Annotated in this window: 21 protein-coding genes; 7 read left to right on the plus strand and 14 right to left on the minus strand. The window is 29.6% G+C overall.

Translation table 11 applies throughout. The features are described from left to right. Positions 1-276: 276 nt before the first annotated feature. Positions 277-867, plus strand: a complete 591-nt coding sequence (locus EPJ79_RS07380) for a hypothetical protein (RefSeq protein WP_147739003.1) — start codon at positions 277-279, stop codon at positions 865-867. 127 nt (positions 868-994) lie between these two features. Here EPJ79_RS07380 and EPJ79_RS07385 read toward each other — a convergent pair whose 3' ends face one another. Beyond that, positions 995-1,864: an Rpn family recombination-promoting nuclease/putative transposase gene (locus EPJ79_RS07385; protein WP_147739004.1), complete on the minus strand. Its 870-nt coding sequence runs from the start codon at positions 1,862-1,864 to the stop codon at positions 995-997. A 640-nt stretch (positions 1,865-2,504) separates the two neighbouring features. Here EPJ79_RS07385 and EPJ79_RS07390 point away from each other — a divergent pair. Continuing rightward, positions 2,505-3,857 carry an aspartate kinase gene (locus EPJ79_RS07390; protein ID WP_147525566.1) on the plus strand — a complete coding sequence of 451 codons (1,353 nt, stop codon included), beginning with the start codon at positions 2,505-2,507 and terminating at the stop codon, positions 3,855-3,857. Positions 3,858-3,933: 76 nt separating this feature from the next. Here EPJ79_RS07390 and clpB read toward each other — a convergent pair whose 3' ends face one another. The 6 genes from clpB to EPJ79_RS07420 form a co-directional block, all read right to left on the minus strand. Then, the gene (gene clpB, locus EPJ79_RS07395; protein ID WP_147739005.1) at positions 3,934-6,507 is read right to left on the minus strand and encodes an ATP-dependent chaperone ClpB; all 2,574 of its coding nucleotides are present in this window, start codon (positions 6,505-6,507) and stop codon (positions 3,934-3,936) included. A gap of 216 nt (positions 6,508-6,723) precedes the next feature. Continuing rightward, entirely contained in the window at positions 6,724-7,419 is a 696-nt protein-coding gene (locus EPJ79_RS07400) for a hypothetical protein (protein ID WP_147739006.1), read from the minus strand. A 113-nt stretch (positions 7,420-7,532) separates the two neighbouring features. Next, positions 7,533-9,944: an ABC transporter permease gene (locus EPJ79_RS07405; protein ID WP_147739007.1), complete on the minus strand. Its 2,412-nt coding sequence runs from the start codon at positions 9,942-9,944 to the stop codon at positions 7,533-7,535. Between the two features lie 30 nt (positions 9,945-9,974). Next, positions 9,975-10,685: an ABC transporter ATP-binding protein gene (locus EPJ79_RS07410; protein WP_147526167.1), complete on the minus strand. Its 711-nt coding sequence runs from the start codon at positions 10,683-10,685 to the stop codon at positions 9,975-9,977. 9 nt (positions 10,686-10,694) lie between these two features. Further along, complete coding sequence (gene coaBC / locus EPJ79_RS07415; protein ID WP_147739008.1) at positions 10,695-11,882, minus strand: bifunctional phosphopantothenoylcysteine decarboxylase/phosphopantothenate--cysteine ligase CoaBC; 1,188 nt, start codon at positions 11,880-11,882, stop codon at positions 10,695-10,697. A gap of 335 nt (positions 11,883-12,217) precedes the next feature. Next, positions 12,218-12,928 (minus strand): hypothetical protein, encoded by a 711-nt coding sequence (locus EPJ79_RS07420; RefSeq protein WP_147739009.1) that lies wholly within the window; start codon positions 12,926-12,928, stop codon positions 12,218-12,220. 261 nt (positions 12,929-13,189) lie between these two features. On the opposite strand from EPJ79_RS07420, the gene EPJ79_RS07425 reads away from it, so the two are divergent. From EPJ79_RS07425 to serB, 3 genes are read left to right on the plus strand one after another with little or no spacing between them, the layout of a single operon-like run. Next, complete coding sequence (locus EPJ79_RS07425) at positions 13,190-14,335, plus strand: pyridoxal-phosphate-dependent aminotransferase family protein (RefSeq protein ID WP_147739010.1); 1,146 nt, start codon at positions 13,190-13,192, stop codon at positions 14,333-14,335. A 20-nt stretch (positions 14,336-14,355) separates the two neighbouring features. Further along, positions 14,356-15,948 carry a phosphoglycerate dehydrogenase gene (gene serA, locus EPJ79_RS07430; protein WP_147739011.1) on the plus strand — a complete coding sequence of 531 codons (1,593 nt, stop codon included), beginning with the start codon at positions 14,356-14,358 and terminating at the stop codon, positions 15,946-15,948. 23 nt (positions 15,949-15,971) lie between these two features. Further along, positions 15,972-16,592: a phosphoserine phosphatase SerB gene (serB, locus tag EPJ79_RS07435; RefSeq protein WP_147739012.1), complete on the plus strand. Its 621-nt coding sequence runs from the start codon at positions 15,972-15,974 to the stop codon at positions 16,590-16,592. A gap of 61 nt (positions 16,593-16,653) precedes the next feature. On the opposite strand, the gene jag is transcribed toward serB, so the two are convergent. From jag to rpmH, 5 genes are all read right to left on the minus strand, one after another. Beyond that, a complete protein-coding gene (gene jag / locus EPJ79_RS07440) occupies positions 16,654-17,367 on the minus strand; it encodes an RNA-binding cell elongation regulator Jag/EloR (RefSeq protein WP_021958907.1) in 714 nt (237 codons plus the stop codon). A gap of 28 nt (positions 17,368-17,395) precedes the next feature. Then, on the minus strand, positions 17,396-19,267 hold the full coding sequence (gene yidC / locus EPJ79_RS07445) for a membrane protein insertase YidC (protein ID WP_147739013.1): 1,872 nt from the start codon (positions 19,265-19,267) through the stop codon (positions 17,396-17,398). A 69-nt stretch (positions 19,268-19,336) separates the two neighbouring features. Then, positions 19,337-19,549, minus strand: a complete 213-nt coding sequence (gene yidD, locus EPJ79_RS07450; protein WP_021958904.1) for a membrane protein insertion efficiency factor YidD — start codon at positions 19,547-19,549, stop codon at positions 19,337-19,339. After that, positions 19,549-19,947, minus strand: a complete 399-nt coding sequence (gene rnpA, locus EPJ79_RS07455; RefSeq protein ID WP_147739014.1) for a ribonuclease P protein component — start codon at positions 19,945-19,947, stop codon at positions 19,549-19,551. The genes yidD and rnpA overlap by 1 nt, the downstream gene beginning before the upstream one ends. An 18-nt stretch (positions 19,948-19,965) precedes the next feature. After that, entirely contained in the window at positions 19,966-20,109 is a 144-nt protein-coding gene (rpmH, locus tag EPJ79_RS07460; protein WP_021958902.1) for a 50S ribosomal protein L34, read from the minus strand. A 312-nt stretch (positions 20,110-20,421) separates the two neighbouring features. Between rpmH and metK the strand changes: the two genes are divergently transcribed. Beyond that, positions 20,422-21,609, plus strand: a complete 1,188-nt coding sequence (gene metK, locus EPJ79_RS07465; protein WP_147561493.1) for a methionine adenosyltransferase — start codon at positions 20,422-20,424, stop codon at positions 21,607-21,609. A 94-nt stretch (positions 21,610-21,703) separates the two neighbouring features. Here the strand turns inward: metK and EPJ79_RS07470 are convergent, their stop codons facing one another. Together EPJ79_RS07470 and hpt are read right to left on the minus strand one after the other, a co-directional pair. Continuing rightward, a complete protein-coding gene (locus EPJ79_RS07470) occupies positions 21,704-23,128 on the minus strand; it encodes a nucleoside-diphosphate sugar epimerase/dehydratase (protein WP_147739015.1) in 1,425 nt (474 codons plus the stop codon). A 21-nt stretch (positions 23,129-23,149) separates the two neighbouring features. Beyond that, positions 23,150-23,680: a hypoxanthine phosphoribosyltransferase gene (gene hpt / locus EPJ79_RS07475; protein WP_147739016.1), complete on the minus strand. Its 531-nt coding sequence runs from the start codon at positions 23,678-23,680 to the stop codon at positions 23,150-23,152. A gap of 193 nt (positions 23,681-23,873) precedes the next feature. On the opposite strand from hpt, the gene EPJ79_RS07480 reads away from it, so the two are divergent. Then, the gene (locus EPJ79_RS07480) at positions 23,874-24,482 is read left to right on the plus strand and encodes a V-type ATP synthase subunit E (protein ID WP_147561461.1); all 609 of its coding nucleotides are present in this window, start codon (positions 23,874-23,876) and stop codon (positions 24,480-24,482) included. Positions 24,483-24,496 lie beyond the last annotated feature (14 nt).

Raw genomic sequence — 24,496 nt, forward strand, 5'->3', positions numbered from 1 at the left:
AGGAAAGAATTTCGGTTTAAGGATGTTTAACTTGAATAATCTAGAACAGAACAGAACAGAACAGAACAGAACGCTATTATTATCTTCTAAACAATAATTTAAATTTCTATATATTACAAATTTCAAAAGCGTTTAAATTTTTAAGCGCTTCAATTTTATTGCAAAAATTTTTATCAAATAAAAAACTAATATTTGAATTATCTCAATTCAATCAAAATTTTAATTTCGCAAGAAACATTTATTTAAATGTTTTTAATAAAAATTAAGGAGTGTAGTATGAAACTACTAAAAAAAATTACAATCTTATTATGCTTTTTGTCTTTGATAGCTTTCGTAAGCTGTAGCGCCGAAGATAAAAGCGGAGTAAAAGAAAAGGACAATGCCGATGGAACTGAAATTACAGGCGGCGGAAAAAGTGGAAATTCTGGAACGGGTGGAAGCGCTGGAACAGGTGAAGGCTCTGGAACGGGCGGCGGAACTGAAACTACCGAAACTGGAAATTTTCCTCCACCTGCGGGAACATATAGAGACGATAATGTTTGGAATACATGGCATGATACTAGTGACGATACTAAAGTTTCTAAACTCGATGAAAATACTACTAGGATAACAGGAAGGTCTAAAATAACAAGTGGCAATGGCGGTGGGCAAGCATTTGGTTTTGATATTTCAAAATGGAAGAAAACAATCAAAGATGGAAAAGAATCTAAATATGAGGCAGTCGATATAGTAGTCGAAACAGGTTATAATTTTACAGATATTAGTATAGTTTATTATTACGATTCTTCAACTTTAGAAATAACTTTTAAAAGTAAAAGTAGTAGTGTAGACGACTGCTTATTTAAAGGAACTAAAATATCCGAATAATATTTATTTTAGTTTAAAATTGCCATTAATAATATAAATATAATTTTAAACTTTCAAGTTAAACGGGCGAGGTTAAAACTTCGTCCGTTGTTTTTTATTTGTATTAAAATTAAAAAAGAAGTGGGATTTATAATTTTTCAATTTCTTTTATGGTTAAGCCTGTTATTCGTTTAATAGTTTCTATATCGATGTTTTCTTTTTTCATTGCAGTTGCCATTGAGATTTGTTCGGCATGCCTGCCCGCTTCAAAACCTTCTTCTCTTTCTCTTGATAACATCATTTTTTGCCCTAATAAAAATGCATCTCGGGCGTCATAAGCTCTCATAAGTTTATCGTCAGAAGTAAATCTTTTATATTCTTCAATTACTTTTGTCATAATCGGGTTTGCCTCCATTAATTCTTTTTCTATAGCTTTTAAATTTTTGCTTGTGAAAAATTTCATCCAAGTTAATAATCTATTTTTCTTTAATTCGTCTAAAGTTGATTTTTCAATTATTTCAATAAATCGTTTTGCCTCTATAATATGCATTTGAATAAAATCTAAATCTATATTATGATTTTTCGTATCAATTAATTTAAAGCAACGGTGAGGTTTTCCCTCGTCTCCAAAATCTAAATTAAAGTTAAGTAAATTTATACTAATAATTCTCGGGAGCTTTTTATAATCTTCGCCTTCCTTTAATTCGTTTACAATATTTTTTGAAATATAATAAAAAACTCTTTTGACAAAATCCATATTTCCGCAAAGTTGAATTTCAATAATTACAGTTTGATTATCTTTTGTTTTCGCTTTTATATCGATTATTGACTCTTTTAAATCAATATTTTCGGACAAATTATAAGGGTCGATTATTTCCAAATCTTTAACTTCTTCAAAATTGAAATCGCTTAAAGCGGCGTTAACCATATCTTCAAGCATATTTTCATTTCCGTTTTTGCCGAGTAAATATCGGACAAATAAATCATTTAACTTGTCAATTTCTCTATTTCTTTTCATAAGAATATTATAACAAAATATTTTTTATTTGTCAAAATTTAAATTATAATTAATTTAAATTAAATTTATAAAATTATATATGCTAATAAAATAGAGATAAAAAAACAACCTCTATGTTCAAAAAGAGCATAGGAGTTTTATTTTTTAATATATTATTGTAAACGAAGTAAATCAATCCGCTTTTAATAAAATTTATTTATTAACTAAACAAAATCTTTCAAATTAATTCTATTAAATTAAATATGGTAAAATAAAATATACTTGATATAATATTTTTTTATTGTATCATATAAACATTAAAATTTATTAGAATTTTTATGATTTTAAATTTATGGAGAAATTATGACATTTACAGATTTAATAATGAATTTAAATAAAGTTATTAAATTCGGTATTAAAAGAATAAAATTCCCATTGTTTAGTTAAATAAAATTTAAAAAAGAAATATAACCACTAATCATTGGACTTTAAATTTAATGTGTTAATGTTTTCACTGAAAGCGGGCTTTAGCCTTATTTCTTTTTTTACAAATATTAAAAAATAATTTTCAACAAATTTACTAACAAGTATGTTTTAATAAAGGTTGAATAAAAATAATTTTTATAATATCATATATTGATTTTTATTTTGGAGAATAACAATGAAAGTTGCAAAATTCGGAGGCTCGTCTTTAGCGAATGCGAATCAAATAAAAAAGGTTGTGGATATTATACTTTCTGATAGCGAAAGAAGAATAATAGTAGTATCCGCTCCAGGAAAGAGACTTAAAGAAGATACAAAAGTAACCGACTTGCTTATAATTCTTGCAGATTCTATTCTTTTGGGTAATGACGGAAATCATGAACTCAAAATAATAATGGAAAGATTTAAAAGCATAATTGAAGAACTTTCTTTATCAAAAGAACTTTTAGACGAAATTAATAAAGACATAAAAATAAGAATATCGGAAGATAAATCTTTAGCTATAAAATTTAAAGACGGAGTAAAAGCTTTGGGCGAAGATATAAGCGCAAAAATTGTGGCGGCTTATATTAATTCTTTGGGAATAAAGGCAAAATATATTAGTCCGAAAGACGCGGGGCTTTTGCTTTCTGAAGAATTTGGAAACGCTACGGTTTTGGATAAATCTTATAAAAATTTATCGAAATTAAAAAATGAAAACGCTTTAATAATATTTCCAGGATTTTTCGGCTATACTGAAAAAGGCGATGTGGTAACTTTTCCAAGAGGCGGAAGCGATATAACGGGTTCGATTTTAGCTAAAGCGGTTAATGCGGATATTTACGAAAATTTTACTGATGTTGACGGAGTTTTTGCAGCATCTCCTTTAATAATAGATAATCCAAAACTTATAGACGAATTTACTTATAGAGAGATGCGAGAGTTAAGCTATGGCGGATTTAATGTTTTGCATGCCGAAGCTTTACAACCCGTTTATGAAGCGAATATTCCCGTTCATATTTTAAATACTAATAATACGGAATCTAAAGGCACTAAAATATTGGCGAGTAGAAATAAAAGTAAAAATCCTGTCGTTGGAGTTTCGGGCGAGTCGGATTTTTCATGTTTGTATGTAAGCAAATATTTAATGAATAGAGAAGTCGGTTTTGGAAGAAAACTTTTAGAGATAATAGAAAATGAAAATATACCTTATCAGCATGCTCCTTCGGGAATAGATAATATTTCTGTAATAGTTAGAAATTCGGCTATAACTCCCGAAAAAGAACAAAGAATATACAGAAAAGTTAGAGACGAGCTTAAAGTTGATAGCGCTTTTTTTGACCATGAACTTGCTTTAATTATGCTTGTAGGCGAAGGAATGCAAGAGACAATAGGAACTTCGGCTAAAGCTATGAACTCTATGGAAAAAGCGAATGTTAATATAGAGATGCTTAACCAAAGCATAAGCGAAGCGAGTATTATGATAGGCGTAAAAGAAAAAGATTTAAATAAAGCTATAAAGTCGTTATATCAAACTTTTTTTGAAAATTAAAAATTTATTATTTATTAAACACTTGAACGGGCGAGGTTAAAACTTCATCCGTTGTTTTATTAATTTATATTATTTTCTACTTTTCAAAAACCAAACCATCTTTACCTTTTACAATCTTTATACTGTCGCCTTCAAAATATTTTCCCGCGAGAATTTCTTTTGCAAGAGGATTTTCAATATAATTTTGTATCGCTCTTTTCAAAGGTCTTGCTCCAAATTGAGCGTCATAACCTACATCGGAAATAAACTCTATCGCTTCGTTTGAAACTTCCAAATTTATTCTTCTGTCTTTGAGTCTTTCCGCTAATTTTTCAATTTGATTTTTCACTATGGCGTTAATATATTTTTTATCTAGTCTAGTAAATGTTATTATTTCGTCTATTCTATTTAAAAATTCAGGACGAAAAGAAATTTTTAAAAGCTCGTTAATTTTTTCTTTTATGCTACTCATATCTTTAGTTTCAAGTATCAAATCCGAACCTAAATTACTAGTCATTATAATTATAGAATTTTTGAAATCTATAACTCTTCCTTGTCCGTCTGTCAATCTGCCATCGTCCAAAACTTGAAGTAAAACATTAAAAACATCGGGATGCGCTTTTTCAATTTCGTCAAATAAAATAACGCTATAAGGTCTTCTTCTAACCGCTTCCGTTAATTGTCCGCCTTCGTCATAACCTACATATCCTGGAGGCGCTCCGATTAATCTGCTTACAGAAAATTTTTCCATATATTCGCTCATATCGATTCTTGTTAATGATTTTTCATCGTTAAAAAGAAAATCCGCTAAAGTTTTTGCAAGTTCCGTTTTTCCAACTCCCGTAGGTCCTATAAATAAAAAACTTCCAAGCGGTTTATTTTCATCCGAAAGTCCCGCTCTATTTCTTCTTATCGCATCGGCTACTGAATTTATAGCTTCATCTTGCCCAATAACTCTTTTATGCAAAACATTTTCAAGGTTCAAATATTTTTGTTTTTCGCTTGCAAGCATTTTGCTTACGGGAATTCCTGTCCAAACTGAAATTACTTGAGCTATATCGTCTTCCGAAATTTCTTCTCTCAATAATCTTTTATCTTCATTGTCTTTTGAATTTTCAAGATTCGCTTCTTCTAATTTTTTTGTAAGTTCGGGAATTTTTCCGTATTTAATTTCGGCGGCTTTTGCTAAATTTCCTTCTCTCGTGTATTGAGTTTCTTTTATATTTAATTCTTCCAATTCTTCTTTTAATTTTCTTATCTCTTCTATTCTCTTTTTTTCGTTATCCCATTGAAGTTTCATTCCGTTTCGCTCTTCTATGATTTCCGATAATTCTTTTTCTAATTTTTTAAGTCTATCTTTTGACGCCGCGTCATTTTCGTTTGAAAGCGCTTGTTTTTCAATATTAAGCTGTAAAATTTTTCTTTCAAGTTGGTCTAATTCCGTAGGTTGACTTTCTATTTCTATTTTTAATTGACTTGCAGCTTCATCAACCAAATCTATTGCTTTATCGGGCAAAAATCTATTCGTTATATATCTATTTGAAAGAACTGCAGCAGCAACCAAAGCCTCGTCTTTTATTCTAACGCCATGATGCACTTCGTATTTATCTTTAAGTCCTCTTAATATCGCTATCGTATCTTCAACGGTTGGCTCTTTACAATAAACTTGTTGAAATCTTCTTTCAAGCGCCTTGTCTTTTTCTATATATTTTCTGTATTCGTCTAAAGTTGTAGCTCCAATCGCTCTCAATTCTCCTCTCGCTAATGCAGGTTTTAAAAGATTTGAAGCGTCCATCGAACCTTCGCTAGCTCCAGCTCCTACTAAAGTATGAAGTTCGTCAATAAATAATATAATATCTCCGTCCGATTTTTCTATCTCGCTAATTACCGCTTTTAATCTCTCTTCAAATTCTCCTCTAAATTTCGCTCCCGCAACCAAAGCTCCCAAATCTAAAGCGAGTAACTTTTTATTTTTCAAACCATCGGGAACATCTTGAGATACAATTCTTCTTGCAAGTCCTTCGACTATAGCCGTTTTTCCAACTCCAGGCTCTCCTATAAGAACGGGATTATTTTTTGTTCTTCTTGATAAAACTTGCATAACTCTTCTTATCTCTTCATCTCGTCCGATAACAGGGTCGATTTTTTCAGCGTCAGCTAAAGCCGTTAAATTTCTGCAATATTTTTCTAAAGATTGCATTTTCGCTTCAGGGTCTTGACTGTTAATATTTTGATTTCCTCTTAAAGATTTTATAGCCGACAAAACTTCTTTTTTATTTATTTTATTATCTCTAAGCATTCTGCCCGCTCTATTTTCCGCATCGACTAAAGCCAAAAATATATGCTCCGTTGAAACATATTTATCTTTTAAAGCCGTAGCTTCTTTTTCAGCTTTTGCCAAAACTTTTCCCGCATTTGTAGATAAATGAAGTTGAACATTTTCTCCCAATACTTTAACATTTTCATTAACCAATTTTTGAGTTTTTTCTATTAAAGAATTAACGGGAATTCCTATTCTCTCTAAAAGAGGCTTGATTAAACCGTCTTCTTGTTTTAATAAAGCTAAAAGCAAATGCTCGCTTCCTATTTCAGAATGGTCTTCTCCATTTGCAATATTCGCCGCTTCGTTTATAACCTCTTGGGCTTTTATAGTATATTTATTATAATCCATAATTATATCTCCAATTCTAATTTAATTTATAATTTTACTTTTTAAACTGTATAAAAATAAAACTGTAAAAAAGTATAGATACGATACATAATATAATCGATTTTTTTAAAGTAGTATTATTTTATAACATATAAATTATAGAATATAAAATTGATGTTTAATAATGATATTTTTTACTATATTTACAAGCATAAAATAAAATCGCGATAAAGAAAATTAAATTGTATTGCATCGGCTTGCTTCACTATGAGTGGCGGTAGTATTACCACCACCGCTAGGATTTATCCAGAGTTTAGACAAAGTATTGCCATTTGAAGCAATATAAAGTCCTCCTGCAGCATAAGATTGGCTTTGTGAGGAAGCGTTTGTAAATACCGTAATTGCATTAAAATTACTTTGAACTCCGCAAGATTGTATTACTCCAGCGGCAACAGACACTAAAGCGCCTGGTGTTATTGTAAAACTTCCATTACCTGGTGATTCTGCTCTTGGAACAACGGGAATTACTGAATCGATTCTAGTTTCTATCTTTCCGCCTTCCGCCAAGTCGTTTGTGCCATAAGCCGTAACGCTTACATAATATAAAGTGCCGTTATTATAAGTTAATCCGCCTGTTTTCGGGAAAGTTAATGTAATATTACTTCTTGCATGAGTAGAAAATGAAATAGTCGGATATCCTCCGCTACTGTTTAATAAAGCGTTAGTAAAGGTTTGAGTAGTGCTTATATATAAATTAAATCCTGCAAAATCAGAAGCCAAAATTCCCGACCAAAAATTTATACTAATTGAAGCATTGCCTGGAATCGCTCTCACTTGATAGAGAGGATTATATTCGTCAACAACTGTAATAAGCTCGTTTGAACAAGAATTAAATATAAACAAAATGAAAAATAAAAATATAATCTTTTTCACTACGGCAACCTTAACAAATTATTTAATTATCTTAATTATAATATATTTTAAAAAAATTTTAATACTTTTTATTAATTTTTTTATTATTAATTAATCATATTATCGGAATAATTTTATTCTTCCCTATCTTTTAAACCTTCAACCATATCCAATTTATCGACATAATGCGCGCTCATAATAGAAACTAAAAATATAGCGACTATTAATAATATTATAGCATGCATATAACTTTCATCGTAAATATGCGGAACGAAAGAAAATAATTTACTCGAAAAAGGCTTTTTAACCAAATATAAAATTCCATATCCCGCCGCTATTCCCGTAGGAATTGCCAAAATAATTTGAGTTATAGTTTCTTTTAAAGACGCTATCATTATTTCTTTAGTCGTATAACCCATAACTTTAAGAAGAGTAAACTCGTATCTTCTTGTAGCTAAAGTAATAACGCCTACTCCATAAAGAGAAGTCGCTCCAAGTAAAAAAGCTATAAATATAAGTATTTGAACTAAAAGATAAATTGTAGCGATTTGATTTTTATAAGCCGTATATTCATCGTTTACAAAACTATAATAAGAAATATCTTCGCTTTCGTCTAAAATTTCTTTTATCTCTTCGTCTGAAATATTTTCTTTTTTAGTAAAAAATATCGTATTATAATCGTTAGAAATATCGAATTCTTTTTCTGCAAATTTTTTGTCCATATAAATAAAAAACATTCCTTGTTGTTCTACAAATTTACCGCATTTTACTATTCTTGAAACGGTATTTCCCAAAGTGTATAATTCTATTCCAATATAATCGTTTTCTTTAATTTTTAATTTATCGGCTAAATATTTTGGAATCATTATCGTATCTTCGGGATTTTCATTTTTAGGAATATCTAAAGAATAAAAATCTTTGTCGTATATTAAAGTCGGTATATATAAATTTTCGCTGTCGATTTTGAAAGCGGGATAAATTTTAGATTGATAAATAGCAGCTTTATCATAAGAGTTAATTATATTATTCGTAATTATCTCAGAGTCTTCTTCCCATTTTGTAGAATTAATCGTAGCTCTAATATCGTAAAGCGCAAATTTTTGATATAGAGTAGATAAAAAATAATCGAAAGAATTATTAAAGCCTTGAGCGAATATTGTCATACTAATAGCTGCAAACATTCCCCATAAAGAAGCAAAATATCTCGTCTTGCTCCTCGATGCGTTTTTAATCGCGTATCTCGTATTAAATGAAAATCTATTCCAAATTTTTAAATTTTCTATAAAACTTTTTCCTCCGCCTTTCGGTGGCTCTCCTCTCATTGATTGAGCGGGATTAAGTTTTAAAATTGAAATTGCGGCAAGCAAGTTTGATAAAATGCAAACAAATAATATAATCGCTCCCGCTATAATCCATAAATCAAAATAAGTATTATAAGTAAAATTCGGCATATCGAATATTTTTGAAAGAACTTCAAATATTGAAGGCAAAATTATTTTTGTAGATATAAAGGCTAATAATATTCCGAAAAACGAAACTAAAAAAGAATATTTTATATACATATACATTATTGAAGCGTCCGTTAAACCAATCGCTTTCATTATTCCGATTTGCTTTCTTTCAACGGCTACATTTCTTCTCTGTATTATATAAAGCAATAATATAGCCATTAACAATAATATCGAAGGACATATATAAGAAAAAGAATCAATTTGAAGTAAAGTTTGTTCATAATTCACATAATTAACCGATTGCTCTCTATCGGTAAAATAAAATATTTTCTCTTTTAATTTTATTCTTATAAGATTTTCTATATTTACTTTATTAACATTATCTTTATATTTTATATAAATAGAATTATAAGGAAGCATTATAGGTTTTATAGTAAAATAAGGATTAGCGGGCGGATTAAATTTAAAATGCTCTTCGTTAATTTCTACTACCGCAAAATCTTCAGGCTCTGAAACAGTGCTTGCACCGTCTTTAAATAAAAAAACATAATTCGGATAAGAAACCAAAGAAGCTATAATAAAAGATTCTGTTTTGCTTTCGTTATTAATACTAAAATTAAGCTCTATTTTATCGCCAATTTTCAAAGAATGAGCGTCCGCAAAATTTTTATTAATCGCAATTTCATTTGTATCAAGTATATATTTTCCTTTATAAACATAAGGCTTATTTATTCTCGTATATTTATCGTCCGTTCCGTAAATAATGGCGTCTATGCTTTCTTTGTTTTCCGTTTTGTTTTCTGTTTTTATTTTTTCTATTTTTCCTTGAAATCTATGCCTGCCTTCCGCTCTTTCAACTCCGTTAATATCTTTTATAGTTTTTATATCTTCTTCGGTAAAAATTCCAAATAAAACCAAATCGTCTAATAAATTATTTTCAAAATAATTTTCCGCCGATAATTTAAAATCTCTATAAAGAGTTTTTACGGCTACAAAAAATAAAACTGCAAGCGCCGTTATAAATACCGCGGATATAAATATTGCAAGTTGTTTGTTTATTTTTCTTAATAAAAGTTTAGTTTTTATATCAAACATTATTTATACTTTCCATTTTTATTAAATTAATTACCATTCTATATATTCTGGATTTAAAGGATTTTCTATATCAAACCTTTCTACAACCTCTCCGTTTAAAATCTTTATAACCGTATCCGCCATTTTAGATATTTCTTTACTATGCGTAATTAAAACTATGCTCGTTCCAAAATCTCTATTTAAATCTCTCAATGTTTTTAAAGCCATTATTCCCGTTTTATTGTCTAAAGCTCCCGTAGGCTCGTCGCATAAAACTACTTTAGGTTTTTTGGCAATCGCTCTTGCAATGCTTACTCTCTGTTGTTCGCCTCCCGATAGTTCAGTTGGATAATGTTTTATTCTGTTTTCAAGTCCTAATAATTTTAAAGCGTTTTCGGCGTTTTCTCTCGGAAGTCCCGTTATTTCTGTAGAGAATTCAACATTTTCTAAAGCGGTTAAATTTGGAAGCAAATTATAACTTTGAAAAACAAAACCAATATTTTCCCTTCTAAATTTCGACAATTCTTTATTGCTATAATTTGAAATATCTTCGCCTAAAAATAAAACATGTCCGCTTGTAGGTTTGTCCAAAGCGCCCAATATATTAAGCAAAGTGCTTTTACCCGAACCGCTAGGTCCAAGTATTGCCGTTAATTTTCCTTCTTCTATAGTTAGATTTATAGAATTAAGCGCTTGAGTAGCTCCTCTGCCATGCCCGTAAATCTTGCTTATATTTTTTATTTCGTATAAATTATTACTCATAAAAAATTCCTAATTATTATTTTTATTTCGCCATTCTTCTACCGCTATATCTACAATTTCTTTTGCGCATTCTTTTTTGCTTAAAATTGGAAAATATTCAACTCTTCCGTCTTTAAAAAATATCGTTATCTTATTCGTATCTTTTCCTATAGCGTCTTTAATATTATTAGCTACAATCATATCGGCGTTTTTTCTTTCCATTTTATCTATGGCATATTTTTTTAATTCTTCTTCGGTTTCGGCAGTTTCGGCGGCAAAAGATACGATTAAAGTTTTTTCCGATTTTTCATCTTTAGTAAGAGCGAGTATATCTTCGTTTTGTATAAGTTCTATATTATTTATATTTTGCTTTTTTACTTTTTTATCAAATGTTTTTGCAGGCTTAAAATCTAAAGGCGCTGCAGCCATAAATAATATATCCGTATTTTTTAATTCGCTTAAAACCGTTTCTTTTAATTCTTCTGTAGTTTCAACTTTTACTTTTCTATTTTTAGAATTAGTAATTAAAGGATTTGAAACGCTTCCTTCTATGTAAATAATATTTCCGTTTTTAGAATTTATTTGATTATATAAAGCCTCGCCCATTTTTCCGCTTGAGCTATTTGTTATATATCTTATCGGGTCTATCCATTCTTTAGTAGCTCCAGCCGTTATCGTAAATCTTATATCGCCGTATTTATTATTAGTCAGTTTATTTATTATAGTTTCAAAAGATGCAAGCCTTCCGATTCCGTCCTCTTCGCAAGCCATAGTTCCTCTTTCGGGTTCTATCATTTCAAAATTTAATTCTTCTATCATATATTTAACATTTTTCTGAACGGTTTTATTAAGCCACATATAAGGATTCATCGCGGGAGCGAATAATTTTCTTCCCGTATACGCGCATGCAATTGTGCTTATGCTATCGTCATAAATTCCGTTTGCAATTTTTCCAATCATATTAGCGTCTATCGGAGCGATTAATAAAGCGTCCGTTTTTTTATTAATATTTATATGAATAAGCGGGTCTTCTTCTTTCCAAATATTTCTTATAACATGATTTCCGCTCATAGTTTCCAAAGCTTTAACTCCAAGCATATTTTCCGCGTTTTTAGTCACGGCGCAAATTATTTCATGCCCTTGCTTTTTCAACATACTTACAAGAACGGGAATTTTGTATGCCGATATTGAGCTTGTTATTGCAATTAATATTCTCATAAACTGCCTATAAATTAAAGTCTATTTATATTATATACTATAATAAATAAAAAAATAGTCTAATAATGTTTTAATTTATATTGTTTATGTTTTTTATTTAAACAGTCATTGCGAGCGATAGCGTGGCAATCTACTATTTTTTGCTATGTCATTGCGAGGACGAAGTCCGAAGCAATCCACTTTTAATAAAATTCACTTATTTAATAAACCCAAATATTTAAAATAACTTTTTCAAATATTAATTACCTCACAATAACAATACACAAAAAATAACCCCGCATTTTTACGGGGTATTTTATTTAGGAGGTAAAACATTATAGTTTAAAACCAAAATTTTATTTAGAGCGTCCAAAAGATATTCCAGCAAATATAGAAATATTTATATAAGAATATTGTTCTTTATCATAAGAAGTTATTAAAGAGCCGTTTTCATTATACCAACTCATAGTAGGGTTTTTATATTCCATACCAAAATTATAAGATAAACTCGCTCCGTATATAAACAATAATTTTTCTTTTAAATAATGTATTCCTTCAAAAACTAATTTTATATACGGCATCGTGGTTTTAGTATAGTTGTCTTTTATATAGCCATAATTAAATCTTTTCGTATTGTCATTGCTATCGAGAGTAAAACCTGAAAACGGAAACATAACCCCAGCTCCAATACCAAAAGAAAAGTTATTATTAAAATTAAGTTTGCCTAAAAAACCTAAATTAAACACATCAAAAAATGTAAAATAAGGTTTATCGGGTTCAATTATTTTTGAAAGTATAGTTTTATAATATCCGAAATCAATTAAAGCGCTAATACTTTTTAAAGTGGCATTTGGAATATCGAAATTTGCTCCAATATTTCCAAGAATTCCATATTCTCCGCCTATAAAACCTTTAGTTTTAGAACCATATTTAATAATTCCAGATTCTTCTCTTTCAAAAATATTTATATTTAAACCTACCGAAGCGTATAAACCCGTTTCAAAATTAACCGCAAATATATTGATAGAGTATAATAAAAATATTATTAATATTATATATTTTTTCATAAGATATATCCTTTGATTTCTATATTTATATAATATATTATATACAAAAAATAAACAAGAGGCAAAACTATAAAAATTATAAAAATTTATAAGAAATTATTTATTTTAATACATTTCATACTTATTTTAACAAACAAAAATTTTATAAAATATTTTATTATCGAATTCTATATATAGTATTGACAAAAATATTTTTTTCTATATTATTATATATTTATAATTTTAAATTCTAAAATTTTAATTTTTTAATGAGAGGCTAAAATGAAAGATAAAACTTTTTTAATGATACCAGGACCTACTCCCGTGCCAGAATCCGCTTTAATGGAAATGGCAAAACATCCTATGGCTCATAGAAGTAAAGAATTTTCAAATATTTTAAAAGAAGTTTTTGAAAATTTAAAATATGTATTTCAAACTAAAAACGATGTCTTTTTATTTACGGCGAGCGGAACAGGAGCAATGTGCGGAGCTTTGGAAAATCTAATAAACGAAGGCGATAAAGTTTTATGTTTGTCAATCGGAAATTTCGGAGCAAGATGGGAAAAAATTGCAAAATCGCGCGGAGCTGAAGTTATAAAAATAGAAGCGAAAGCGGGAGATATAATAAAGCCAGAAATTTTGGAAGAAGAATTAAATAAAAATAAAGATATAAAAATCGTCACTCTCACTCATAGCGAAACTTCTACGGGAGCGGCTAACGATATTAAAACTTTATGCTCAATAATAAAAAATCATGGAGCTTTATCTGTAGTCGATGGCATAACGAGTTTATGCGCGATGGAGTTTAAAACTGACGAATGGAATATTGATGTCGCGGTTTCGGGTTCGCAAAAAGGATTTATGATTGCGCCAGGACTTTCATTTTTAACTGCAAGCGAAAAAGCTTTTAAGATGCATGAAAATTGCAAATTTCCAAGTTTTTATTTTAATTGGAGCGAACATAAAAAATCTTTGTCTAAAGATACTACACCTTTTACTCCAGCGGTTAATTTAATTTGCTCTCTCCATACTTCTTTAAAAATGATTAGAGAAGAAGGAATTGAAAATATTAATAAAAGACATAAAAAACTTACTTTAGCTTTAAGAAACGCAATAAGAGAGATTGGTTTAAAACTTTTAGTTGAAGACGATAAAAATGCAAGCCATTCAATAACATCTATACTTCCGCCAGAAAATATAACCGTTCGAGATATTAGAAAAACTCTTAAAGACGATTATGATATAATAGTTGCAAACGGACAAGGAAATTTGGAAAATAAAATATTCAGAATTGGAACTTTGGGCTTTGTATCGGAAAGAGATTTAATTATGGCTGTAGGTTCTTTGGAAGCGAGCCTTATAAAATTAGGTTATAAATTTAATGTTGGAAGCGGAGTTAAAAAATTAATTGAAGAATTGAATAAATAATTAAAACGGAGAATTATTAAATGAAAGTATTGATAACAGATAATATAAACAAATGCGTAAAGGATATAATATCCGAAACTGCCGAAGCGGTTTTTCTTCCGACTATGAGCGAAGAGGAGATAATAAAAATAATCGGCGAATATGACGCTTTAATGGTTAGAAGCCAAACTAAAGTAAACCGAAATATAATCGAAGCGGGAAAAAAATTAAAAATAATAGGAAGAGCGGGAGTCGGAGTAGATAATATCGATGTTAATTCTGCAACCGAAAAAGGAATAATTGTAGTAAACTCGCCTGACGGAAACACGATAGCCGCATCGGAGCATACTATCGCTTTAATGCTTGCAATTTCAAGAAATATTGTCCCAGCTTCTCAATCCACTAAAGAAGGAAAATGGAATAGAGACGCTTTCACGGGAACTGAACTTTTTGGAAAAACTTTAGGAGTGATGGGATTTGGAAGAATAGGAAGAAAAGTCGTAAATATCGCTTTGTCAATTGGAATGAAAGTTATAGTTTACGACCCTTTTGCAAATGAGGAAATGGTTAATAAAAAAGGAGCTTTATACGAAACATCTTTAGATAATTTTTTGAAGACTCTTGATTATCTTTCTATTCATATACCGAAAACTTCCGACACGATTAACATAATAAATAAAGAAAATATAAATAAAATGAAAAAAGGCGCTATAATAATCAACTGTTCGAGAGGCGGTTTGGTTAATGAAAACGACTTAAAAGAAGCTTTGGAAAACGGACAAATTTCGGCGGCGGCGATTGATGTTTATGAAAATGAGCCAAAAATTGAAACTTGTCCTTTGATTCATTATAACGGTAATAATATAATTCTAACTCCTCACCTTGGCGCAAGCACTAAAGAAGCCCAAATTAATGTAGCTTTAGATGTCGCTTCTCAAATTAAAAAAGTTTTATCGGGAGGTTATACAGATTCTGCAGTTAATATTCCTTCTCTTAATCCTGAAAAATTAGAGCCTGTTAAAGATTATATGAATATTTCTGAAAATGCAGGCGAGATTATAGGGCAGATATCAAAAGGAAAAATAAAATCGTTTGAAATAACGGCGTATGGAGAGCTTATAAAATTAGATATCGAGCCTTTGGAAGTCGCTATATTGAAAGGCGCTTTATCTTCTATATTTCATGATGTAAATTATGTAAACGCTCCTTTTTTAGCAAAGCAAAGAGGAATTGAAATAAAAATTATAAAATCTGAAGCGCCTTCAAGTTTTACAAGTTTATTAAAAGTTAAAATGACAACCGATATTGAAACTAATAGCGTATCCGTTTCTTTAATAGCGAAAAATATTGCAAGAATAGTAAAATTAAACGATTACGATGTTATAATAAAACCAAACGAGCATATTCTTATAGTTCCGCATATAAATCAAGTCGCTATGGTTGCGAAAGTTGCAAATACTTTATGCGAAGAGAATATTAATATAGGCTCAATGAATGTTTCGCAAAATATTAAAGGAAGCGATATGTCAATAATGGTTATAGATATCGACACGGCTTTAAGCGAAGAGATGTTAAATAAAATATCTAAAATAGAAGGAGTTCATAATCCGAAGTGCATTAAATTAAATGTATAATAATTTTAAGGAATTATTTTAAAATGAAATTAGCCGTTTTCGATTTTGACTCCACTCTAATGGACGGAGAGACTTTAGACATAATATCCAAAGAAACCGAATATTATAAAGAAATAAAAGAAATTACAGAAAAAGGAATGAAAGGAGAGATTGATTTTTTTGAAAGTTTAATTTCAAGAGTCGCTTTGCTTGAAGGAATGAAATTAAAAAAAGTAAATGAAATATGCGAATCTCTTCCAATTATGAACGGAGCAGAAGAAACTATAAAAGAATTAAAAAATAAAAATTATAAATGCGTTTGTTTTTCTGGTGGATTTAAAAACGCTACTTCAATATTTGTCGAAAAATTAAAATTAGACGGAGAATTTTCAAATATATTCCATACAAAGAATAATATTCTAACGGGAAAAGTCGGAGGCGAGATGATGTTTTCAGACAGTAAAGGAAATATGCTTTTGGCTTTACAAAAATTGCTTAATATTCCTTATAACGATACTCTTGTTATAGGAGACGGAGCGAACGATTTGAGTATGTTTAAGCATGCGAAAAATAGAGTCGCTTTCTGCTCTAAAGAAATTTTAAAAAAAGAAGCAAATATAATAATAAACGAAAAAGATTTAAGGCTTTTAATAGATAAAATTTAATCCGTAATAAATTAAGATTAAAATTTTAAAATCAAAATTTATTACGGATTTTTAAGTCAAATTATTTATTCTTGTAATGCGGTTTATAAGAGTTTCTGTTTCTATTATTATTGTTATTATATCTTCTATTATTGAAGTTGGCATTTTTAGAAAAAACTTTTACTCTTCTGTATGGCGGTTCTCCATCGCTTTTAGTTTCAACATCCTGGTCTTTTTGCAATTCAACATGTATGATTCTTCTTTCATAAGGAGACATAGGCTCTAATATAACCGCTCTTCTTGTTTTTTTAGCTTGTTGAGCCGCTTGACGCGCCATATGTTTTAAGGTTTCTTCTCGCCTTTCTCTGTATCCGTCCACATCTAATATAACATGTCTTTCATTGCCGTCATTAAAATTTTTAGAGACAATTAACGAAATTAAAAATTGTAAAGCCTCTAAAGTAGCGCCTTTTTTTCCTATAAGCACTCCCGAATCTTCAGTAGAGATATTTATATATATTTTATTTCCGCTTTCTTCTTTAGCGTTTATCTCGCCGTTGATTCCCATATATTTTAATATGTCAGCTATAATAGATTTGAACTCTCCAAGATTTTCAGATATTTCTTCATAATAAACTCTTATTACGGTAGGCAATTCTTCGCCTATTCCAAATAGATTGCGCTTTCCTTTTTCGACAACCTCGATTCTAATTTGTTCTTCCGTAAGATTTAACTCTTCAAGCGCTTTGTTTACGGCGTCTTTTTCCGACTTACCGCTAAATTCTTTTACTAACATAATTACCTCCTTAAATAATTATAATTTTTTATTTTTTTATTTTTTTCTTATTTTTTGTTTTGCTTGATTTCTTTTCTTTTTCTCCTTCAATAATATTATTTTCATTTTTATTCAATAACTTTGCCGTAATAAATTGTTGAGCTACGGCAAATATATTTTGAGCCGTCCAATATAACGCTAATCCGCTTGCAAAATTATAAAACAATAAAAGCATCATAAGCGGAAATATAGTCGTCATCATTTTCATTTGAGTCGCCGCAGAACCCGAAGCTCCCGCGTTTGAAGACGGCTGAAGTTTCATACTTAAGTAGCTCGTTATTGCCATAAGTATAGGAAAGAAATTAAAATTAAGTCCTCCTAATATCGGAACTCCCGAAGGAAATACAAATAATTTATCGGGAGAGGACAAATCCGTTATCCATAAAAAAGGCGTATTTCTTAATTCTACCATTGACTGCATCAAATAGAAAAAAGCTATAAGAAGAGGAAAAGGCAAAAGCATAGGCAAACATCCGCCCAAAGGATTAATTTTTTCTTTCTTATAAATTGCCATTATTTCCACATTCAATTTTTCTGGATTATCTTTATATTGTTCTCTTATTCTCTCTATTTTCGGATTAACAAGTTGCATCCTTCTCATTGATTTATAAGAAGCATGATTTAAAGGATAGGTTACAATTTTAAATAAAAGAGTAAATAATATTATTGCCCAAGCGTAATTTTTAGTAATGTTGTATAAATAGTTTAGCATAATATCCAAAATATATGTTAAAGGTCTTAAATTAAGTCCCAAAAAAGACTCTTGAAATATAGATTCGTAGGATTCTTCAAGATAATATTTTGCAAATAATCTTCGCATTTTAGGTCCCATATAAACCGAATAATTATCTGTAATAGAATTTCCCGCTTTAATAATATGCTTTGAAACTAAATTTGCCAAATGAAAATCGTTTCTGTATTCGTTAGTTGTAGGACGAGAAAATGTCATTGTTTCAAAAGTTGTGTTAGATTGAGGCGGACTTGATATAACCGCAAAATATCTATTATTTAACGCAACCCATTTGTCTTCGCCTTCGTATATATTATATCGCATTGAATTAGTTTTTGAGCCTCTTGAACCAAATAATCTTGAAATTATATTTTCTTTTACTATATCGCCCGTTAAAAGAATTTTTGATTTTCCATTTCCTTTTATTAAATATTGAGCTTTCGTAGCGTCTTCTCTCACGGAATTTTTATCCGTTCTATAAGGTCCGATTCCCGTTCCTAAAAAATATGAATAATAAATAGACAAATCTTTATCGCTCGTATTTTCTATAATAACAGTATTTTTTAATTGATAAGGGTCTTCTCCGAATGCAAAACTTTTCTTTATTCTAACGGGAACATTTTCTATAACCGCTTCGGCAATATAATTTATAGTTTCGTTATTTGTTTCAATTATATTATAATTTAAATTTTCTTGGACGGCTATTGAATTTGAGAGATTTTGAAAAGTTAAAGTAAAAGGATAAATATTTTGATAAACTTGTCCAACCATATCTACTATTTCGTTTGTGGCTTCTTTAGGAATATCTTGTTTATAATAATTTTTTAATTCGTAAGAAAATAAAGCGCCGTTTTTAAATTTTGCTATAACATATTCGTTTTCTAAAGTTTTAATTTGTTCATTTAATTCGTTTGTTAAACTGTTTGTATAATCTATTTTTTGCATACTCGAAGTATTTAAAAGCGTATTTATATTTTCTTCATTATCGTTAGTTTGATTTAAAGCGATATTTGTATTTATATTTTGATAAGTAGAAACCGTTTTAATAGTTTTTGATTGATAAAACATATATAAAAATAATATTATAGCGGAAAGTCCAATCGCTATAGCCATTCTTTTTCCATTATCCATAAATCTTTATTAAGCTCCTTAAAATCTCCGTTAAACCTAAAATAAAAAAAGCCCCTTCGTAATAAAACATTACGGAACGGGGTCATATATCTTTTTTGCCAAAGGATTACATCTTATTACTCTCAACATTGCCAGAAAACTCCCCTTTATAGCTCCGTATTTCATAACCGATTGTTTAGCATACTCCGAACAAGATGGAATATATCGGCATGAAGGTTTTAAATAAGGCGATATCGCTTTTTGATATAAAAAAATTAAAAATAAAATTACTTTTTTCAACATTATTTAAACCTCTGAAATAACTTCAATAAATTAGTTTTGCAATCCTCAAGCGAATATAAATTAATTTTCTTTACTATAATAAAATAATCATATCCCGCTGGAATTTTACTCTTTTCCGTTCTGTATATTTCCCTAACAATTCTCTTTGCTCTATTCCTCTTTACCGAATTTAATTTATTTTTTTTAACGGCAACCGCAAATCTTGAATAGGAACGATTATTTTTTAATCCTAAAATCGTATAGAAGTAATTAACTGATTTTCTTAAATCGGCTTTATTTTCAAAGAAAACAACTATATCGTTTCTCTTTTTCAATCTTTCTTTATAGTATATTTTAGATGAAACTTTATTAACAAAATTTCCAAAATCATTTGTTAATAATTTATTATTCCTATTCACTTACCTATTCGTTTAATATTATTCGTCAGCGGCAGTTAATCTATATCTGCCTTTTCTTCTTCTACGCTTTAGAATATCTCTTCCATGTTTTGTTGCCATTCTCTTAAAAAAACCAAATTTTCTAGCTCGGCGTAACTTACTTGGCTGATAAGTTCGTTTCATTTTCTCTCCTTTCTTAAAAAACTAAATTAAAAATCAAAATATAATTATTAAATCATTTTTATTATAATCAAAATTTACTATAAGTTAATTTACATTATATTTAATATTTTGTCAAGTATAAAAATTATTATTTAAACTAAAATTTATTTAATTATAAAATACTTAAATAATAACATATATTAAAGTTTTAAAACCTAATAATAGTTTTAAACAGATTTTTTATATTTTTATCGTTATTATAAATAATTTGACTAATTATATATCGTATTATATAATAATCGGAATTATATTTTTAAAAAAAGAGGTAAAACTATGGCAGAAATTAAAAATTATTATTTCTCTTCCGAGTCTGTAACGGAAGGCCATCCTGATAAGATTTGCGATGCCGTAAGCGATGCAGTCTTAGACGAATGTTTAAAACAAGACCCGCATTCGAGAGTCGCATGCGAAACTTTGGCTAAAACGGGCATGCTTATTTTGGCGGGCGAAATCACTACAAAAGCGAAATTGGATTATCAAAAAATCGCAAGAGGAGTGGTTAGACGAATAGGTTACACAAGCAGCGATATGGGATTTGATGCCGATACTTGCGCCGTTATGGAATCTATACATGAACAATCTCCCGATATCGATATGGGAGTAAGCGTAGGAAAAGGCTTATTTAACAAAGACGAAGGCAATAAAAGCGAAGGAGCGGGCGACCAAGGTATAATGTTTGGATACGCTATAAACGAAACGGAAACTTTTATGCCTTTAACGATTCATTTGGCTCATAGACTCGCCGAAAGATTGGCAAAAGTGAGAAAAGAAAATATATTAGATTATTTAAGACCAGACGGAAAGAGTCAGGTTACAATCGAATATAAAGACGGAAAAGCCGCAAGAATAGAAGCGGTTGTAATATCCACTCAACATGCCAAAGGAATAGAGCATAAACAAATAGAGGAAGATATAAAAAAGCATGTTATAAACGAAATATGCCCTAAAAATATGCTCGATGAAAATACAAAATATTATATCAATCCTACGGGTTTATTTGTAGTAGGCGGACCAATGGGCGACTGCGGACTTACAGGCAGAAAAATAATAGTCGATAGCTACGGCGGACATGGAGCGCATGGAGGAGGAGCTTTCAGCGGAAAAGACCCGACAAAAGTGGACAGAAGCGCTTGCTATATGGCGAGATATGTTGCAAAAAATATTGTTGCAAGCGGTATAGCGGACAGAGCTTTAGTGCAATTTGCTTACGCTATCGGAGTTCCAGAACCGCTTTCGGTTTATGTAAACACTTTTGGAACTTGCAAAGTGCATGACGAGGTTTTAGCGGCTATAATCTCAAAACAGATTGATTTAACTCCAGCGGGAATAATAAAGCATCTTGATTTGAGAAGACCAATATACGAAAAAACTACGGCTTATGGACATTTCGGCAGAGAGGACGCCGACTTTACTTGGGAGAAAACGGATATTAAACATTTATTTGAAAATCCGAAAAAATAAAAAAAGATTTGATTAATTAAATTATTTATAGAAGAGATTTGCAATTTTGTAAGTCTCTTTTTTATTTTCTTTATAATTGAATTTTATAAAAAATTTATCCGCTGTATTCTTCAATATACTTTCGCATAAGATTTTTTATCTTTTCTTTATCAGCATACAAAGAAGCAAAATCAAATTCTTCTATCATAATTTTTCTTTCTTCGGGAGTCAAGCATTTAACAGTATCTTTTGCTATAAATAATTTTTTATATTGAGACGGAATCAAAGTTTCATCGTCAGTTAAAATCTCTTCAAACAATTTTTCGCCTTCTCTTATTCCCGTAAAAACTATAGGAATATCATTTTCGTTTAATCCGTAAACTTTCAGCATATTTTTAGCCAAGTCAAGTATTTTAACAGGCTTTCCCATATCTAAAGTAAATATTGTTCCATTATTTAAAGCGCATGCTTTTATAACCAATCTTGCCGCTTCTCTAATTGACATAAAAAATCTAACCATTTCGGGATGAGTTACGGTTATCGCTTTTCCTTCTTTTATTTGACTTTCAAAAACAGGAATAACGCTTCCGCTACTTCCCAATACATTTCCGAATCTCGTTATTTTGAATATTGTATTATTTTGTTCATGCGAAAAAGATATTATCATCCTTTCGCAAATTCTTTTGCTCGCTCCCATTAAAGAAGTTGGACGAATTGCCTTATCGGTTGATATGAATACAAAATTTTTTATATTATTTTTTATAGATAAAGTCGCTATATTTTCCGTAGCGAGTATATTATTCTTTATCGCTTCTTCGGGATATTCTTCCATAAATGGCAAATGTTTATAAGCCGCCGCATGAAATATTATATCGGGGTTGTATTCTTTCAATGTTTTGTCGATTTTAATATAATCTCTAACATTTGAAATTATATATTTAAATTTATCTTTATTTTCTGACAAGTTTATCGACATTATCAAAGAATGAATCGCGTTTTCGGAAATTTCAAGAGCGATTGCTTTTTTAACGGGCAAAGTTATTAATTGTCTGACAAGTTCGCTTCCTATAGAACCGCCTCCGCCTGTAACTAATACGACTTTGTTTTTATAATAATCGTATATTTCTTTTTCGTCAAAACCGATTTCTTCTCTTCCGAGCAAATCAGAAGGTTCGAGTCGTCTAATATCTTTTAATGAAAAATTTCCTCTTATAATTTCAAAAATTCCAGGAACTATTTTATGTTTTATTCCCACGCTTGATATTGAATTTAATATTTTTTCAAGTTCTTTTTGTTTCAATGTGGGAATGGCAATTATTATTTCGTCTATATTTATATTTTTAGATTTATATTCTTTTGCAATTTTTTCGATATCGTTTATTTTTCCTTTTACTTTTATAGAACAAATTTCTTTTTTATTTTCGTCATCGTCCAAAAAGCATAGAATATTATAATCTTTATTTTTTTTAGAATACAATATTTCTTTAGCAAGCATTTTTCCCGCATCGCCCGCTCCTATAATAATAATATTTTTAATCATAGATTTTATTTATTCCGTTTATTATTCAACTACTCCAATATAATTGAGGTTTCTATATTTTTGAGCGTAATCTATTCCGTATCCTACGACAAATTCATCTTCTATATTAAATCCGTTATAATCTATATTTATATTTACTTTTCTTCTTGAAGGTTTATTTAATAACGCGCATATTTTTAAAGAAGCGATATTTCTAATTTGTAAAACTTCGCAAATTTTTTCTAATGTATAACCTGTGTCAATAATATCTTCAACAATGATAACATCTCTACCCGATAATTGAACATCAATATCTTTCAAAATTTTTATTTCAGAACCTATTTTATTATTTCCGTAGCTTGAAACTATCATAAAATCTATTTCTATTGGAATGTCTATATATCTTGATAAATCGGCTATAAAAATAAAAGAGCCTTTAAGCAAACCTACCAAACAAGGAGCATTTTCTTTTTTTCTATAATCGTCCGATATTCTTTTTGCCAATTCTTTAACTTTTTCGTTTATTTGCTTTTCATCAATTAAAATTTTAGATATTCCTTTTTCTTTATTCATTTATAAGCCCCAAAATATAAATATTTAAAAAATCTTTTAAATTATAACTTAAAATAGAGTTATTTTAAAGTTTTATTAAAAAAATTTAAAAATAACGCTTGACATTTTTTTTTATCATTGTTAAAATTGTTGTTATTGTTATTAAATAATAAATCTTTATTTCATAAAATTAATTATAAGTTAAGGGGTTATTATGGCTGAAGATAAAAAACTTGATTCTCTTCTTGAACGCGTATATCAAGATGGCGTTGAGAAGTCTAATAAGAAAGCGGAAGAAATTATTTCAAACGCTAAAAGCGAAGCCGACAAAATATTAAAAGACGCTGAAGCTAAATCGGAAGAAATTATTAAAGAAGCCGAAAGAAAAGCTGAAGAATTGAAAAAAAACACTATAACAGATGTTCGTATGGCGGGCGAGCAATCAATAAGCGTATTAAAGCAAAAAATTAAAGAATTGGTTAGCGCTTCCGTATTGGAAGACGGTTTAAAAGGCGCTTTTGCCGACACTAATTTTTTGAAAGATTTAATTCTTGAAGTTGTAAAAAAATGGGATGTTTCTTCGGGAGATGTTGCCGTTTACTTTCCAGAATCTAAAAAAGGCGATATAGATTCCGCATTTGAAAAATCCATAAAAAGCGCTATTAAAAATGCAACGATTAATTTTGATAAAAAACTTTCTAACGGATTTAGAATCGTGCCAGATGGCGGAAATTATCAAATGCAATTTACAGATGAAGATTTCGTTGAATTTTTCAGCGATTTCATAAAAGCAAAAACGGAAGAAGTAGTTTTTAGTAAGTAAGAGGATTAAAAAGC

The organism is Brachyspira aalborgi (assembly GCF_008016455.1).
Taxonomy (GTDB): domain Bacteria; phylum Spirochaetota; class Brachyspiria; order Brachyspirales; family Brachyspiraceae; genus Brachyspira; species Brachyspira aalborgi.

Excerpts from the sequence above, each read along its gene's own strand:
- EPJ79_RS07380 (WP_147739003.1), top strand. The coding sequence starts at position 277 with ATGAAACTACTAAAAAAAATTACAATCTTATTATGCTTTTTGTCTTTG.
- EPJ79_RS07390 (WP_147525566.1), top strand. The coding sequence starts at position 2,505 with ATGAAAGTTGCAAAATTCGGAGGCTCGTCTTTAGCGAATGCGAATCAA.
- EPJ79_RS07385 (WP_147739004.1), bottom strand. The coding sequence starts at position 1,864 with ATGAAAAGAAATAGAGAAATTGACAAGTTAAATGATTTATTTGTCCGA.
- metK (WP_147561493.1), top strand. The coding sequence starts at position 20,422 with ATGGCAGAAATTAAAAATTATTATTTCTCTTCCGAGTCTGTAACGGAA.
- EPJ79_RS07425 (WP_147739010.1), top strand. The coding sequence starts at position 13,190 with ATGAAAGATAAAACTTTTTTAATGATACCAGGACCTACTCCCGTGCCA.
- serA (WP_147739011.1), top strand. The coding sequence starts at position 14,356 with ATGAAAGTATTGATAACAGATAATATAAACAAATGCGTAAAGGATATA.
- coaBC (WP_147739008.1), bottom strand. The coding sequence starts at position 11,882 with ATGAGAATATTAATTGCAATAACAAGCTCAATATCGGCATACAAAATT.
- rpmH (WP_021958902.1), bottom strand. The coding sequence starts at position 20,109 with ATGAAACGAACTTATCAGCCAAGTAAGTTACGCCGAGCTAGAAAATTT.
- EPJ79_RS07405 (WP_147739007.1), bottom strand. The coding sequence starts at position 9,944 with ATGTTTGATATAAAAACTAAACTTTTATTAAGAAAAATAAACAAACAA.
- hpt (WP_147739016.1), bottom strand. The coding sequence starts at position 23,680 with ATGAATAAAGAAAAAGGAATATCTAAAATTTTAATTGATGAAAAGCAA.
- EPJ79_RS07480 (WP_147561461.1), top strand. The coding sequence starts at position 23,874 with ATGGCTGAAGATAAAAAACTTGATTCTCTTCTTGAACGCGTATATCAA.
- jag (WP_021958907.1), bottom strand. The coding sequence starts at position 17,367 with ATGTTAGTAAAAGAATTTAGCGGTAAGTCGGAAAAAGACGCCGTAAAC.
- serB (WP_147739012.1), top strand. The coding sequence starts at position 15,972 with ATGAAATTAGCCGTTTTCGATTTTGACTCCACTCTAATGGACGGAGAG.
- EPJ79_RS07410 (WP_147526167.1), bottom strand. The coding sequence starts at position 10,685 with ATGAGTAATAATTTATACGAAATAAAAAATATAAGCAAGATTTACGGG.
- yidD (WP_021958904.1), bottom strand. The coding sequence starts at position 19,549 with ATGTTGAAAAAAGTAATTTTATTTTTAATTTTTTTATATCAAAAAGCG.
- EPJ79_RS07420 (WP_147739009.1), bottom strand. The coding sequence starts at position 12,928 with ATGAAAAAATATATAATATTAATAATATTTTTATTATACTCTATCAAT.
- yidC (WP_147739013.1), bottom strand. The coding sequence starts at position 19,267 with ATGGATAATGGAAAAAGAATGGCTATAGCGATTGGACTTTCCGCTATA.
- EPJ79_RS07470 (WP_147739015.1), bottom strand. The coding sequence starts at position 23,128 with ATGATTAAAAATATTATTATTATAGGAGCGGGCGATGCGGGAAAAATG.
- clpB (WP_147739005.1), bottom strand. The coding sequence starts at position 6,507 with ATGGATTATAATAAATATACTATAAAAGCCCAAGAGGTTATAAACGAA.